The organism is Cupriavidus yeoncheonensis (genome assembly GCF_905397275.1).
In the GTDB taxonomy this organism is placed as follows: domain Bacteria; phylum Pseudomonadota; class Gammaproteobacteria; order Burkholderiales; family Burkholderiaceae; genus Cupriavidus; species Cupriavidus yeoncheonensis.
Genome location: NZ_CAJPUY010000004.1, coordinates 1 through 14,857 on the forward strand (window position 1 = coordinate 1; position 14,857 = coordinate 14,857).

Below are 14,857 nucleotides of genomic sequence, written 5' to 3' on the forward strand. Positions count from 1 at the left end.
TTGCCATGGCCAACAAGATGGCGCGCACGGCCTGGGCCGTGTTGGCCCACAACCGGACTTATGATCGCGACTACGTCTCGGTCAGGCCTGCCTAGCGGCAGGCCGAGCTAGCAAGCAGGAAATCCGTCCACAGGTTGCGACGGTAAGTGGAGAGTGATGGCAAAACAGGTTAGACCGCGGGAGCCGAAACCCGACGACCTACTGGTGCGTAACAAGCACGCCCAAAAGCGAGGGACGTTCCCGGCGAATACCATCAGGGCCTGCAGGCTTTGCCTGCCACACAAGGCCGGATATAAGTCTGCAACCAACCGTTCGATGCCTCATGCTCAACTTGCCTTGCAAACCGGAGCGCGTTCATATAAGTAGGTCGCCGGCTACGCCGGCGAAACGGCAGCGCATGCCAAGCACGACACACCAATCAAACCCCTGCCGGCTACGCCGGCGAAACGGCAGCGCCTGCCAAGCACGACACCCCATCATCACTCATTCCCCGCAATCCGGCGAAAACCCCAAAACATCCGGGCCGATCCCGATGCCATCAGAGCATCACAGACTTGCATTCAAGGAATTCGGTCAGGCCGTGGGCGCCGTTTTCCCGTCCGTTTCCCGATGCCTTGTAGCCGCCGAACGGCATGGCCAGGTCGACCTGGGCGGCGTTGATGCGCACCGAGCCCGCGCGCAGCCGCGCGGCGACGCGGCGGGCGCGCGCCGTGTCGCCCGAAGCCACGTAGGCGGCCAGTCCGTACGGCGTATCGTTGGCGATGGCAATGCCGTCCTCTTCACCGTCATACGGAATCATCGCCAGTACCGGACCGAAGACTTCCTCGCGCGCGATGGCCATGCCGTTGTGCACATCGGCGAAGACCGTCGGGCGCGCATAGAAGCCGCGCTCGACGCCCTCGGGCCGCCCGGTTCCGCCGGCGACCACGCGTGCGCCTTCCTCCATGCCCGCGCCGATCAGGCGTTGCACCTTCTCGTACTGGGCACGGTTGGAGATCGGCCCCATCTTCGTGGCCGGATCGGCCGGATCGCCGACGGGAATCGCGTTGGCGACCGCAGCCGCCACCGCGACCGCCTCGGCGTAGCGCTCGCGCGGGACCAGCATGCGCGTCGGGGCGATGCAGGTCTGGCCGGAATTCATCATGACCTGCGTCACGCCGGTGGTCACGGCCGCCGGCAGGTCGGCATCGTCGAGGATCAGCAGCGGCGACTTGCCGCCCAGTTCCTGGTGCACGCGCTTGACGGTCGGCGCCGCGCTCAGTGCCACCTCCACGCCCGCGCGGGTGGAGCCGGTGATGGAGATCACGTCCACGTCCGGGTGCGACGACAGGCGCGCGCCCACGGTCTTGCCTTCGCCATAGAGCATGTTGAAGACGCCGGGCGGGGTATCGGCCTCGTGCATGATTTCGGCGAAGATCGCGGCGTCGAGCGGGGCGATTTCCGAGGGCTTGAGGACCACCGTACAGCCGGCTGCCAGCGCAGCGGCGGTCTTGGCGCAGATCAGGCTCAGCGGCCAGTTCCATGCGGTGACCAGCGCGGCCACGCCGATGGCTTCATGCCTGACGTAGTTGTTGCCGTAGGCAGTCTCGAACTCGAACTTGCGCAGCGTTTCGGTGGCGGCGGCCAGGTGCGCCAGCCCGATCGGGGCCTGCAGCGCTTGGCACAACGCGACCGGCGCGCCGATCTCCGTGCGCACCGCGTCGGCAATGTCGGCCATGCGCGCCTTGTACAGCCCGGTGATGCGTTCGAGCAGCGCGATGCGGGTCTCGCGGCTGGTCTGCGACCACGCCGGAAACGCCGCGCGCGCGGCGGCCACGGCCCGGTCCACGTCGGCGGCCGTGCCGAGCATGACCTTGCCGGCCAACGCTTCCGTGGCCGGATTGACGATGTCCATTTCCGTGGCGCCCGGTGCCGGGTCGACCCACTGGCCGTCGATATAGAACTGGTTGAGTGTCTTCATGGGGTAGATCTCCGCTGGCGGTCACACCGGACGGTCGCCGATGATGGTTGCCCGGTTCATGTGGCGCACGGCCGGGAAGTAATCCTGCACCGCGTAGTGCTGGGTGGCGCGGTTGTCCCACAGCGCCACCGTGTTCGCGCGCCAGCGCAGGCGCACCTGGTACTCGGGGGCGGCGGCCTGCCGGAACAGGTACTGCATCAGGTCCATCTCGGCCATGCGGAAGTCGGAGCCGATGCGATAAGGCTGCACGCGCGCGTAGTTGGCGAAATGCGTGGTGAAGCCTTCGTTGACGTAGAGGATCTTCTCGCCGGTTTCAGGATGGGTGCGTACCACCGGGTGAGCCATCGGCGGATACCGCTTGCGCATCTCGTCGTACCTGGCGCCGGTCACGCTCTGCCCGAAGGTCGGCATGGCGTCATGCACGGCCTGGAGTTCGGCAATGCGCGCCTTCATGTCGTCAGGCAATGCCGCATAGGCAGCGACCATATTGACCCAGATGGTGTCGCCGCCGATGTCGGGGCATTCCAGGCAGCGCAGCATCGATCCCATCGAGGGGGCCTCGCGCCACGACACGTCGGAGTGGTACAGGTTCTCGCGGCCGCGGCTTTCGCCGCCACGGCCGAACACCACCAGCTCGGGATGGTCCGCGTGGTGCGGGATCATCGGGTGGACCTCCAGCTCGCCGAAGCGGCGCGCGGCGGCCACGTGCTGCGCGGGCGTGATGTCCTGGTCGCGGAAGAACAGCACCTTGTACTTCAGCAGCGCGTCGCGCAGCGCGCGATAGCTTGCGTCGTCCAGGTGGCCCAGATCGACCCCGTCGACTTCGGCGCCGATGGCAGGCGTGCAGGGGCTGACGGTGAAGGGCCAGGGTTCAGTGTGCGCGGCGCGTGTGGCCGTGGCGGCTTCGGCTTGCATGGCTAGTCTCCTTCGCTCTGTGAGCTGGTCTTGATGCGGCCCGGGCCCCGCGGCCCGGCCGATGGGTCTCAGCGCTGGCGCGCTGTCAGCGTGCCGTCCTGAAACGGAACCTGCTTCATCTTCGCGGTATCCAGCCGCATCAGGCCGAACGCGCCGCTGTAGAAGATGTGGCCCTGCGGATCGACCTTCACCGGCGAATACAGGCCGTTGAAGGTCGGGTCGCTGCCGGTGCGGATGGTCATGACGGTCTTGCCGGTGTCCAGGTCCAGGCCGATGTGGTAGCGGTCATTCCACCGGCCAACGAAGTAGCCATCCACGATGGCCATGCGCCCGGCGCCGCTGATCATCGGCACCACGGAGATGGACGACACGTCCGGACGGGTCCACAGGCGTTCCCAGCGATGGGTCTTCTGCTGCCACTTCAGCGCGGCGGCGCCCGCGGGGCCGGGCCGGGTCGCGCCGTTGATCAGCGACACGTAGAAGCTGGCGGGGCTGAGCTGCGGGGCATCGCGGCTCGGGATGTTGTTGACGACGAAGGCGTAGTCACCATAAGCGGACACGGACTGCTCGGACTGGACGGATTCGAGTTCGGGGCCCATGTCCACTTCGGTCTGGTCCGCGACGCGCGGTGACGAGGTGCCCGGCTTCTGCTTCCAGCCCGCCGGAAGCTGGTCGCGCCAGAACGCCACCATGCGCATCTTGCGCGCGCCGTCGGTAATGACCACCAGCTTGTCTTCATCCGGCCCGAAGCCCATCAGCGTCGGCGTCGAGCCGGTGCCATCGCCGAGCTTGGGCGCCGGCATGCGCACGCCGCGGTCATAGCCCGCCTGCCACGCGCCGCTGCCTTCGTCGCTGTGGATCCTGCCGTCCTTGTCCACCACCAGGCGATACATGGTGGTGTTGGACGCCACGTAGACCGCGCCGCCGCCGGCTTCCGGCCCGGTCGCGAAGCTGTTCAGGAACTGCTCGTCGCTGCCGGCCACGGTAAAGACATCGACCGGCGCCAGCGTCTCGCGGTTCAGCGTGATGACCTTGCCGGAAGCCGTGTTGACGACCAGATAGCCGTTGTAGGTCATGCCCATGCCGAACAGGATGTCGGCCGGCAGGCGCGTGCCCTTGCGCGCCTTGTCGTTGTCGAACAGCGTGGCGGGCAGCGTGACCGCGACCGGCGCCGCCATGGCGGAAGCCGGGTCGCCCGGATGGCTCTGGGCGATGCGGAAGACCTGGCGGCCGTTGCAGCCATAGAAGGTATCGTCGCGCCCCAGCACCGCATAGACCGAACCGTTGACGCCCTGGTCCTCGGTCGAGGTCATCAGGCGGTTCGGCTGCGACTTCAGGTAGTCGAGCAGGCCCTGCTCGTCGCGGGCGTCCAGGAAGCGCCTGACCGCCTGCGCCTGCTCGTGCCGCTGCTGCGTGCCGATCGGCGTATAGCCGGGCAGGCGTACCGGAAGGTCGGAGCGGCCCAGTTCAACGAGCTTGCCGTCTTCCACGGCCAGTTTGCGCAGCGAAAACCCGGCCCACCACCAGTAGATATCCTTCCCGGCAACGCGGTCGGCCACCAGCGGCAGGCTAGCCGACTCGTTCGCGACCACCTGCACGGATTCGGGCGTGACCTCGAAATGCCCGCGCGGCACCGCGAATTCCACGCTGTCGGTCGCCCCGTCGTTCCAGTGCGTCTGATTGTTGTAGGACTGCGCGAGGTAGGGATTGGGCACCGGGCCGGCAGGCGCGGCGACCGCGGCCGTGGCGGCAAGCGCCAGCGCCGCCACGAGCGGGCGAAGGTTCAGGCGGGATGAGGAGAGCATGAGATGCACCTATGGTTCTCTTGGAATCGTGTTTGTCAGGCGCTGGCGCGGATCAGGTCGGCGGCCTTCTCGCCGATCATGATGGCTGGCGCATTGGTATTGCCGCCGACCAGCGTCGGCATGATCGAGGCGTCCGCCACGCGCAGTCCTTCCACGCCGCGCACGCGCAGGCTCGGGTCGACCACGGCCATCTCGTCGACCCCCATCTTGCAGGTGCCCACGGGGTGGAAGATGCTGTCGGCGTTGTCCCGCACGAAGTCACGGATCGCGCTTTCGTCGCCTTCGCCAGGGCCGAACGCATCGGTCTTCAGTTCCTTGCCGCCGGCCTGCATCAACGCGTCCTGCGCATAGATGCGGCGGATCATGCGGACGCCGGCGACCATGCCCTCCATGTCGGCTTCGGCCGACAGGAAACGCGGGTCTATCAGCGGCGCGTCGCGCATGTCGGCGGAGCCCAGGCGCACATGGCCGCGGCTTTCCGGCCGCAGCACGCAGGCGTGGCAGCTATAGCCATGGCCGGGCCGCGCTTTGGCACTGCCGCGGTTGCCGACCAGCGCCAGTGCGAAAGCGAGCTGCACATCGGGTTCGGCCAGGTCCGGGCGGCTGCGGAAGAAGGCGCCGGCCTCGACGATGTTGGAGCTGACCATGCCGGTGCGGTGGCGCCGGTAGCGCACGATTTCCGACACCATGCGCGCGGCGCCGCGCAGCGTATAGCCGAACAGGTCGGTGGAGTTCACCGCCTTCTGGATGGTGACGTCCAGGTGGTCCTGCAGGTTCTCGCCTACGCCCGGCAGGTCGTGCACGACCTGGACCCCGATGCTGCGGAGATGCTCCGCGGGCCCGATGCCGGAGGCCATCAGCAGCTGCGGAGAATTGAAGGCGCCCGCGCTGATGATCACTTCGCGGCGCGCGCGCAGGCTCTGCTCCACGCCGCCGCGCACCACGCGCACGCCGGTGGCGCGACGGCCGGTGAACTCGATGCCCAGGGCCTGCGCGCCGGTCAGCACCACCAGTCCCTTGCGGCCGCCATTCAGGCCGCGGCCGCTCGCATCGCCACGGTGCAGGTAGGCGCGCGCGCTGTTCCAGCGCTCGCCGTTGTGCTGCGTCACCTGGTAGAGGCCGGCCCCGTCCTGCTGCGCGCCGTTGAAGTCATGGTTCAGCGGCAGGCCGGCCTGCCGGGCCGCATCGACGAAGCGGCGCGAGAAGACGTTGGGGCTGCGCAGGTCGCCGACATGCAGAGGGCCGCTGTCGCCGCGCAGCGGGTCCGCGTGGCCCATCGTGCTGCGCTGGTTGGTTTCACTGCGGCGGAAGTAGGGCAGGACATCGTCATAGCCCCAGCCTTCGCAGCCGAGTTGTTGCCACTGGTCGTAGTCATGGCGGTGCCCGCGGATATAGACCATGCCGTTGATCGACGAACTGCCGCCCAGTCCGCGCCCGCGCGGCTGGTAGGAACGCCGGCCGTTCAGGCCGGCCTGCGGTACCGAGTAATAGGCGTAGTTGCGCGGCCCGGCGTTCATCGCCGTCCTGGCCAGCGCGATCGGCGTCCACACCGTGTAGTGGTGATCGTCGGGGCCCGCTTCCAGCAAGGCCACGGTAACGGATGGGTCCTCTGCCAGTCGGCCCGCCACGGCGCATCCCGCCGATCCGGCGCCCACCACGATGTAGTCGAATTCTGCGGCCGCCGCTTCACGGCCGATTGCTGCGTTGCTGCTCACTTGCGGTCTCCTGGGTCCTTGCGCGATGCCGGGATGCTTCTCCGTTTCAACGCGCGGCCACAGGATAGTGACATTACCTGTTATGACAGGTCAACCGATTTTCCGGAGAACCTGTCATGATAGGTATAATCCCTGAGCACCTATTCGCCACCGCCGCACCAACCCGAGGATTGCCCGTGACGCTGCCCAGATTCAAGGAGATCGAACAGGAGCTTCGCCAGCGGATCATTGACAGCCAGTGGCCGCCGGGCGCGAAGCTGCCTTCGGAGTCCGAGCTCACGACGGAGTTTGCCGTCAGCCGCATCACGGTGCGCCAGGCGCTTGCCGGGCTGCACAATGCGGGCCTGATCGAGAAGGTCAACGGCAAGGGCAGCTTCGTCAGGCGGCCCTCGGAACGGCCGGACCTGGGGCCGCTGAGCGGCTTCTACGAAGCGGGCCGGGCGAGGGGCAAGCTTGCCTATGGCAGGCTGGTATCGGCGCGCATGGCCAAGGCACCGGCTTTTGCCGTGTCGGCGCTCGGGCTGGAGGCGGGCGAGCGCGTGTTCTGCGTCAGCACGCTGCGGTTCTGGGACGATGTGCCGGTCGGGTACTTCCAGGTCATGGGCCCGGAAGCGCGCATGCGGCGCCTGGCGGAAGAGGACCTGGAAACCAACGACATCATGACGCTGCTGGAAACGCAGCTCGGTTTCCGCCTGAAGGAGCTGTCCTGCGAATCGACGGCCGTTGCCGCCAGCGGCGAGGTCGCCCGGCGGCTCGACGTGCCCGAAGGGTTCCCGCTGCTGCGCATCCGCAGCACGCCCTACGATATCGAGGGCCACCCCTTGTGCTGCGCCGAGCTCTATTTCCGGGGTGACCGTTTCAGCTACAGGTGGACGCTGTCGCGCTAGCGTGGCGGCGGGGGACTTCGCTCAACACACGTGTGGCTTAGGTCGCCTGGGATCGCCGTGAGCTCCGCACGCCAGTTCGCCGTCACCCGCGCTTGGGCAGTTTCCAGCCTGGCCGGATGAAATGGCAGGTGTATCCGTTGGGATAGCGTTCCAGGTAGTCCTGGTGCTCCGGCTCCGCTTCCCAGAACGGGCCGGCGGGCGCGACCTCGGTCACTACCTTGCCCGGCCAGAGTCCGGATGCATCGACGTCGGCAATCGTGTCTTGCGCCACCAGCTTCTGGGTGTCGTCCCGGTAGAAGATGGCCGACCGGTAGCTGGTGCCGGTGTCGTTGCCCTGGCGGTTCCTCGTGGTCGGATCGTGGATCTGGAAGAAGAACTCCAGGATCTGGCGATAGCTGATCTGCCGCGGGTCGAACATGATCTCGATCGCCTCCGCGTGGCTGCCGTGGTTGCGGTAGGTGGCATCGGGCACGTCGCCGCCGGTGTAGCCCACGCGCGTGGCCAGCACGCCTGGATACCGCCGCAGCAGGTCCTGCATGCCCCAGAAGCAGCCGCCGGCCAGGAGGGCGATTTCGGATTGTGTGGTCATGGTTGAGGTCCCTTCGTTCGGTTGCGTGGTTCTGTTGCGTTGCCTCGCCGGCCAGGTCTTGCCCGGTGGGGCGTCCCCATATTGTCCACCATTGGCGCCCGCCGGGAACCACACCCCCTCAATCCCCGTTAAAAAGTGGCTCCTATCCCTTCAGGTTCGGCAACGCCCCTCCCTCCATCTCCTTCTCCTGCAACTCCCTCCACGCAATCTTCCCGGTGGCCGAGCGCGGCAGGCGCTCGACGATCTCGACGATCCTCGGCGCCTTGTAGGTCGCCATATGGCTTCGGCACCAGCCGAGGATCTCGTCCGCGCCGACGGAACCGGCGTCCGGGCGCAGCACAATGACAGCCTTGACGGTCTCGCCGCGATGCGGGTCGCGCGCCGCGATCACGCACGCTTCGAGGATCGCCGGATGGGTGTGGAGCATGGCCTCGACTTCCGCCGGCCAGACCTTGTAGCCCGACGCGTTGACCATGCGCTTGAGCCGGTCGCGCATGACGAAGTAGCCGTCGGCATCGACGCTGGCCAGGTCGCCGGTGCGGAAGAAGCGCTTGCCGTCGATGACGATGAAGCTCTCGGCATTGGCCTGCGGCTGGTTCCAGTAGCCCAGCATGACCTGGGCGCCGTGCACGGCGATCTCGCCGACTTCGCCGGGCGGCACCTCCTCCAGCGTGGCAGGGTCGATCACGCGCGCGTCCACGCCGTATGTGCGCACGCCGAGATGGCCGTTGCGGGGCGCCGCGAGCGGATTGGCAATGATGAACGACGCCGTTTCGGTCAGGCCGTAGCCCTCGACAAAGGTCAGCCCGTAGCGCTCCTTCATCAGCCGCGCCGTGCCTTCCGGAATGGCCGCGCCGCCGCCCACCACGCAGCCGAGGCTGCTCAGGTCGAACGACTCGATGCCGGGCTGCGCGAAGAATTCCACCAGCATCGGCGGCGGCGCCGCCCAGAAGGTGACCCGGTGGCGCGCGATCAGCTCGGCGGCGGTGCGGCGGTCCCAGCGCGGCAGCAGCACGATGGTGCCGCCGACGTAGACCGGGCCATTGATGCCGTTCTGCAGGCCGAGCAGATGGAACATCGGCGCCACCGCCAGGAAGCTCGACTCGGCATGCGAACACCGCCACAACTGCGAGCCCGCCACCGACGCCATGACGGTGCGGTGCGTATGCATGCAGGCCTTGGGCGCGCCGGTGGTGCCGGAGGTATAGGGCAGCATGCACAGGTCGTCCGGCGTGCTGCGGTGGGGCATGGGCCGGTGCGCTGCGGCCACGGCCTGCAGCCAGTGGACCACGCCGGCGGGCAGCGGGACATCCCGGGCGCGCTGCCGGGCCCAGTCGGGGATGGCCAGGCGGGCGCCGCCGCCCAGGTCTTCCTCGGTGAGCGCGTCCCCATAGCTGTGGGCGATGACCTGCCGCAGCGGCGTGGTGCCGACCAGCGGAGCGATCTGGCCGAGCAGCTCGCTGGCGGCAAACGCCGCCACGGCACCGCTGTCGGTGACGATGTGGCGCAACTCGTCCTCCAGCAGCATGGCGTTGGCCGGCACCACCACGGCATCGGCGCGCAGGATGGCGAAGTAAGCCGCGATGAACTGCGGGCTGTTCTGGCTGAACAGCACCACGCGGTCGCCGCGGCCGACACCGCAGGCCTGCTGCAGGTAGCCGGCCAGCCGTTCGACCTCGTCCAGCAGCGCCGCGTAGGAGATCGCGTTGCCGTAGAACTGGATTGCGGTCTTGCCCGGAAAGCGGCGCGCCGAGATCTCCAGGTTCTCGAAGAGGGTCGTCTGCGGCACGTGGAAGCCGTAGGGCACCGGGCCCAGCGTCACGGACTTGTCCACGCACAGCATGCCGCTGGGGTAAGCAACCGCATCGCCCGGGCCGGGAAGGTAGGGAGTCATGGTCATGGCAGGCAAGGGATCAGGGGGTGTTTCAGAATGCCGTGTCGCCGTCGAGCAGCCGGCGCGCAATGGTGCGGCGCTGGATCTCGGATGTACCGTCCGGAATCCGCATGGTACGCACGAACCGGTAGCCGGCTTCGAGCCGCAACTCATTGGTCAGCCCCATGCCGCCGTGGACCTGCATGGCGCGGTCGAACACCCGGCACGCCATCTCCGTGGCCGAGGCCTTGACGATGGACACTTCCTTGGTCGCCGGCAGGTTGTTGTCCACCAGCCACGCGCAATGGCGCACCATCGACTTGGTGGCGTAGATGTCCATGGCGCACTCGGCCAGCATGATCTGCACCGCCTGGTGCGCGCCGATCGGCTGGCCGAAGGTCTTGCGCACTTTGGCATAGGCGACGGCCTGCTCCAGCGCCCATTCGGCCAGGCCCAGGCAGCTGGCGGCCATGCTCAGGCGGCCGGCGTTCACGCCATCGAGCGCGACCGTCAGGCCACGGTCCACCGGACCCAGGCGATGGGTGTCCGGCACGCGCACATTCTCCAGCGTGACGATGCCGATGTCCGCGCCCAGGTGGCCCATGGTCGGGATCACGCTCGGTACGGAGAAACCGGCGGTTTGGGTGGGCAGGAAGAAACCGGTGATGCCGCCCTTGCCGCCCTTGCCGGATCGTGCCTTCTCCTCGTCCGTGACGGCGAAGATCATGGCGTAGTCGGCATACGGCGCATTGGTGATCCACTGCTTGGTGCCGTTGAGCACCCAGTGGTCCCCGTCGCGCACGGCGCGGGTGCGCATGCCGAACACGTCGGAGCCGGCGTCAGGCTCGGACAGGCCGAAGCACATGGTCTTGTCGCCGCTGGCCAGTGCCTCGTGCACCGCTTCCAGCACAGCCGGGTCGAGGTGCTTCAGCACCGGGGACAGCCCGTTGGTGAAGGGCGACGGCAGCACCACGGTCTGCACCAGGTGGCGGTCGGGCCCGCAATGGGCATTCAGCCGTTCCTGGATATAGACCGCGGCCTGCGGTCCCAGCCCGCCGCCGCCGAGCGATTCGGCCGACAGCGCGGTGTAGAAGCCCAGTTCGGCCGAACGCATGCGGACCTGGCGGCGCAGCGCGAGGACTTCGGGCGCATAGCGGCCGTCCTCGGTGTAGACGGTGCGCTCGCTGGCCAGCAGTGCGCGGTGCTCTTTCTCGAGCGCCGCCACTTCGCGGTCGACGAACTTGATGAGGGCATCGCCGAATTCAACCCATTCGCTGGGGATCTCGAAATTCATGGGGCAAGTCTCCTTGTTCTGTCCAGGCCCGGCACCTGCGGGGCCCGGCGTCTTATCTGTTAGCGGATTAGGGGGTTAGCGGGATGCCGACGGGAGCGGATCGACCTCGATCACCGCATCCGCAGCGAAAGCGCCCTGGCCGGCAGGCATGGCAAAGACCGGGTTCAGGTCCACCGCCTGCAGGCGCGGCCCGGCCGCCACGGCAAAGGCCGACAAGCGCGACAGCGTGGACGCCAGCGCGGCGATGTCCGCCACCGGCCGGCCGCGCGCGCCCAGCAGCAGCGGCGCACCCCTGATCGAGCGGATGAGCTTTTCGGCCACGTCCTCGCCGAACGGGCAGCGGTGAAACACCACATCCCGGAGCACTTCGACGAACACGCCGCCGAGCCCGAACATGGCGATGGGCCCGAACACCGGATCGCGCTTGATGCCCATGATGCATTCCACGCCACCGCTGACCTGGCGCGCGACCAGCACGCCTTCGATGCGCGCGCCGGGCACGGCCTGGCGCGCACGCGCCGTCAGTATCGCGAAGCCTTCGCGCACGGCGTCCTCGTCCCGCACGTCGAGCAGCACGCCGCCGATCTCGGACTTGTGCAGGATGTCCGGCGACAGGATCTTCAGGACGACCGGGAAGCCGAACTCGCGCGCCGCCAGCACGGCGCTTTCCGCCAGCTCACAGGCGCGCTCGGGCACGCAGGCGATGCCGGCTTCGGCAAGGATCTGCTTGGCCTGCGCTTCGCTCGGTGTCGCGGCCGGCAGCGAGACTGCGCGAACGGCCGGGGGAGGCAGGACATCCCGCGCGGCAAAGGCGCGGCCGAAGCGGCCCATCGCGGCAATTGCGGTCACCGCGCGGGTGGGGTCCTCGAACACCGTGAAGCCCGCCTCTTCATAGGTGCGCAGCACCTCGCGCGGGCCTTGCAGCACGAGCACGTAGAGCCGGTCCGGGTAGCGTTCCCGCACCCGCGAGAGCTGCTCGCGCAGGGTGGGGGCCACGGCCGGGGTGGCCCCGGCATAGGTGAAGAAGCCCAGCACCGAGCGGTAGCCGCCGTCGCTGACCATGGCCTCGGTAAAGGGCCGGATCAGTGACAGGTCGTTGACGAATTGCGCCGTGGTATCGACCGGGTTGCGCGGCGCGCAGATCGGCAGCAGTTCGAGCAGGCGCGCCTGCGTGGCGGCCGGCATCGCGGGCATCGGCAGGCCCAGTTCCTCGGCCGCGTCGGAGACGATCACGCCGGCACCGCCGCTGACAGTAATCACGCCGAGCGTGTTGTCGGCGGGATAGATCCCGCGCGTGGCCAGCCGCACGATATCCAGCATCTCTTCGGTGCTGCGCGCGCGCACCACGCCAAGCTCGGCCAGCACGGTGTCGACCACGGCGTCGTCGCCGGCGATCGAGGCGGTGTGCGAGCGTGCCGCCGCGCCGCCGACTTCGCTGCGCCCGACCTTCATCATCACCACCGGCTTGCGCGCCTGGCGCGCGGCCTGCAGGGCGGCGACCAGGCCATCGCCATCGTGGATGCCTTCGGAGTACAGCGCGATCACGCCGGTGCGCGGATCCTCCACCAGCAGGCGCACCACTTCGCCCAGCGAGATATCGGCCTCGTTGCCGGTCATGACGATGCTCGACAGGCCGATGTCGGCCGCCTGTGCCGCCATGACCAGGTGGCCGCCATAGGCGCCGGACTGGCTGACAATGCCGACGCCGCCCGCACGCACCGGACCCAGCGCGATGCTGGAGGCAAAGCTGCCGACAAAGCCGCTATGGACGTTGATCAGGCCCAGCGCGTTCGGCCCCAGCAGGCGCATGCCGGTGCGGCGCGCCACGGCCAGCAGTTCGTCCTGGCGGGCCACGCCGTCGCCGCCCACCTCGGCAAAGCCCGCGCTGAACAGGATCGCCGCGCGGGTGCCGCGTTCGCCCAGCGCCGTCACGACGTCAAGCACTTGCGCAGCGGGCACCGCCACGATCGCGACATCGGGCACCTCGGGCAGGTCGGCCACGGCCGGATACGCGGGCAGGCCCTGGACTTCGCGCCGGTTCGGGTTGACGGGCAGGATGCGCCCGGCGAAGCCGAGCTGGAGCATGGCGGCGATCGGACGGCCGCCGATGCGGGCAGGGTCGTCCGACGCGCCGATGACGGCGACCGAACGGGGATTGAGCAGGATGTCGGGCAAGACAGGAGTGGTCATGGGATCAGCGGAGATCGGGTTTGTCTGGGAGAGGGCGTCAGGCCAGCGTGAAGGTCGGAACCGGTGCGCCGCCGTCGCTCGGCGAGAACCTGACCCGCACCTTCTGGCCGATGCGCACGCTGTCGAGGTCGCAGTCGACGATATGCGTCATCATCGAGACGCCTTCCTCCAGCGTCACGTAGGCGATGCAGAACGGGTTCGGCCCGGCGCGGCGCGTCACGCTGAAGGCGTAGATCGTGCCGCGCCCGCTGGCTTCCTTCCAGGCGGTGTCGCCCATGCAGAACGGGCACAGCACGCGCGGGTACCAGTGCGGCTTGCCGCAGGCTTCGCAGACCTTCACCAGCAGGCGGCCTGCGCGCGCAGCCTGCCAGAACGCGGCGTTGTCCGGCTGTTCGTCCGGCGCCTTGTAGGCCAGGGGGACATGAGGGGTGGTCATCGGATAGCTCCCGCTGCTTGAATCATTGCTCGCGTTCCAGGATCAGGGTGGCGCTGCCGTGGCGGCTGCCCAGGTAGCCGCCGGTGCCTTGCGCCAGCGCCAGGTCGCAGTTGGGCACCTGCACGGCGGGGTGGGCCTCGCCGCGCAACTGGCGCACGGCTTCGATCACCTTGGTGATGCCGCCGCGGTTGGCCGGATGGTTGTTGCACAGCCCGCCGCCGTCGGTATTGACCGGCAGCCTGCCCACGCCCGAGATCAGGTTGCCGTCCGCCACGAAGCGGCCGCCTTCGCCCTTCTTGCAGAAGCCCAGGTCTTCGAGCTGCATCAGCACGGTGATGGTGAAGCTGTCGTAGATCGACGCGTACTTGATGTCGGCCGGCGTGACGCCCGCTTCGGCGAAAGCCGCCGCGCCCGACACGCGCGCGCCCGACCAGCTCAGGTCCACTTCGCCGCCAAGCTGGCCTTTCACGTGCTCGCCGGCGCCGAGGATGCGGACCTTCGGGCGCTTCAGCCTTGCCGCGATCTCCGGACGCGCGACGATCAGCGCGCCGCCGCCGTCGGATACCACGCAGCAGTCGAGCTTGTGCAGCGGGTCGGAGATCATCGGGGAATTCAGCACGTCTTCCACCGTGACCACGTCGCGCAGCATCGCATGCGGGTTGTGCCGCGCATGGTGCGACGCCGCCACCTTGATCCACGCGAGCTGCTCGGGCGTGGTGCCGAACTCGTGCATATGGCGCATGGCCACCATGCCATAGAGGTTCACCGTGACCGCATTGAACGGCGCCTCGAACGGCGCGTCGGGCAGGTTGGCGCCCCAGTTGCGCGCCTGCGTGCCGCTGGAGCCTTCCGAGCGCGGGCGCCCGGCCAGCGTGATCAGCGCCACATTGCACTTGCCGGCCGCAATCGCCTGCGCGGCGTGCGAGACGTGCACCAGGTAGGCGGAGCCGCCGGTATCGGTGGAGTCGACATGGCGGACCCTGAGGCCGAGGTAGTCGATCATGTTGACGGCACCCAGCCCCGGCGCGTCGCCCGCGCAGAAGTAGCCGTCGACATCGGACAGCGACAGGCCGGCGTCCGCGAGTGCGCCGCGCGCGCTCTCGGCGTGCAGTTGCGCCACGCTCTTGTCCGGCGCCTTGCGGGTCGGGTGCTCGTAGGCCCCGACGATATAGGCCTTGCCTTTGATGGTCATG

At 68.3% G+C, this 14,857-nt stretch carries 11 protein-coding genes; 1 reads left to right on the plus strand and 10 read right to left on the minus strand.

Annotated elements, in window-relative coordinates:
• Positions 1–538 precede the first annotated feature (538 nt).
• The 4 genes from KHO22_RS06195 to KHO22_RS06210 form a co-directional block, all read right to left on the minus strand.
• Positions 539–1,960, minus strand: coding sequence for an aldehyde dehydrogenase family protein (locus KHO22_RS06195; RefSeq protein ID WP_211946243.1), 1,422 nt, complete (start codon positions 1,958–1,960; stop codon positions 539–541).
• Positions 1,961–1,981: 21 nt separating this feature from the next.
• Positions 1,982–2,875 carry a TauD/TfdA dioxygenase family protein gene (locus KHO22_RS06200; protein WP_211946244.1) on the minus strand — a complete coding sequence of 298 codons (894 nt, stop codon included), beginning with the start codon at positions 2,873–2,875 and terminating at the stop codon, positions 1,982–1,984.
• A gap of 68 nt (positions 2,876–2,943) precedes the next feature.
• Entirely contained in the window at positions 2,944–4,680 is a 1,737-nt protein-coding gene (locus tag KHO22_RS06205) for a hypothetical protein (RefSeq protein WP_211946245.1), read from the minus strand.
• A gap of 35 nt (positions 4,681–4,715) precedes the next feature.
• Positions 4,716–6,395: a GMC family oxidoreductase gene (locus tag KHO22_RS06210; RefSeq protein ID WP_211946246.1), complete on the minus strand. Its 1,680-nt coding sequence runs from the start codon at positions 6,393–6,395 to the stop codon at positions 4,716–4,718.
• A gap of 176 nt (positions 6,396–6,571) precedes the next feature.
• Here KHO22_RS06210 and KHO22_RS06215 point away from each other — a divergent pair, with 176 nt between their 5' ends.
• On the plus strand, positions 6,572–7,282 hold the full coding sequence (locus tag KHO22_RS06215) for a GntR family transcriptional regulator (RefSeq protein WP_230426752.1): 711 nt from the start codon (positions 6,572–6,574) through the stop codon (positions 7,280–7,282).
• Positions 7,283–7,364: 82 nt separating this feature from the next.
• Here KHO22_RS06215 and msrA read toward each other — a convergent pair whose 3' ends face one another.
• The 6 genes from msrA to KHO22_RS06245 all read right to left on the minus strand — a co-directional run bounded on the left by msrA (position 7,365) and on the right by KHO22_RS06245 (position 14,856).
• Positions 7,365–7,871, minus strand: a complete 507-nt coding sequence (msrA, locus tag KHO22_RS06220) for a peptide-methionine (S)-S-oxide reductase MsrA (RefSeq protein WP_211946248.1) — start codon at positions 7,869–7,871, stop codon at positions 7,365–7,367.
• A gap of 142 nt (positions 7,872–8,013) precedes the next feature.
• Positions 8,014–9,771, minus strand: coding sequence for a long-chain fatty acid--CoA ligase (locus tag KHO22_RS06225; RefSeq protein WP_211946249.1), 1,758 nt, complete (start codon positions 9,769–9,771; stop codon positions 8,014–8,016).
• 25 nt (positions 9,772–9,796) lie between these two features.
• On the minus strand, positions 9,797–11,038 hold the full coding sequence (locus KHO22_RS06230; RefSeq protein ID WP_211946250.1) for an acyl-CoA dehydrogenase family protein: 1,242 nt from the start codon (positions 11,036–11,038) through the stop codon (positions 9,797–9,799).
• Positions 11,039–11,113: 75 nt separating this feature from the next.
• On the minus strand, positions 11,114–13,228 hold the full coding sequence (locus KHO22_RS06235) for an acetate--CoA ligase family protein (RefSeq protein ID WP_211946251.1): 2,115 nt from the start codon (positions 13,226–13,228) through the stop codon (positions 11,114–11,116).
• Positions 13,229–13,265: 37 nt separating this feature from the next.
• Entirely contained in the window at positions 13,266–13,664 is a 399-nt protein-coding gene (locus tag KHO22_RS06240) for a Zn-ribbon domain-containing OB-fold protein (protein WP_211946252.1), read from the minus strand.
• A gap of 22 nt (positions 13,665–13,686) precedes the next feature.
• The gene (locus tag KHO22_RS06245; protein WP_211946253.1) at positions 13,687–14,856 is read right to left on the minus strand and encodes a thiolase domain-containing protein; all 1,170 of its coding nucleotides are present in this window, start codon (positions 14,854–14,856) and stop codon (positions 13,687–13,689) included.
• Position 14,857: the final 1 nt, after the last annotated feature.

Excerpts from the sequence above, each read along its gene's own strand:
- KHO22_RS06195 (WP_211946243.1), bottom strand. The coding sequence starts at position 1,960 with ATGAAGACACTCAACCAGTTCTATATCGACGGCCAGTGGGTCGACCCG.
- KHO22_RS06200 (WP_211946244.1), bottom strand. The coding sequence starts at position 2,875 with ATGCAAGCCGAAGCCGCCACGGCCACACGCGCCGCGCACACTGAACCC.
- KHO22_RS06205 (WP_211946245.1), bottom strand. The coding sequence starts at position 4,680 with ATGCTCTCCTCATCCCGCCTGAACCTTCGCCCGCTCGTGGCGGCGCTG.
- msrA (WP_211946248.1), bottom strand. The coding sequence starts at position 7,871 with ATGACCACACAATCCGAAATCGCCCTCCTGGCCGGCGGCTGCTTCTGG.
- KHO22_RS06225 (WP_211946249.1), bottom strand. The coding sequence starts at position 9,771 with ATGACCATGACTCCCTACCTTCCCGGCCCGGGCGATGCGGTTGCTTAC.
- KHO22_RS06230 (WP_211946250.1), bottom strand. The coding sequence starts at position 11,038 with ATGAATTTCGAGATCCCCAGCGAATGGGTTGAATTCGGCGATGCCCTC.
- KHO22_RS06235 (WP_211946251.1), bottom strand. The coding sequence starts at position 13,228 with ATGACCACTCCTGTCTTGCCCGACATCCTGCTCAATCCCCGTTCGGTC.
- KHO22_RS06240 (WP_211946252.1), bottom strand. The coding sequence starts at position 13,664 with ATGACCACCCCTCATGTCCCCCTGGCCTACAAGGCGCCGGACGAACAG.
- KHO22_RS06245 (WP_211946253.1), bottom strand. The coding sequence starts at position 14,856 with ATGACCATCAAAGGCAAGGCCTATATCGTCGGGGCCTACGAGCACCCG.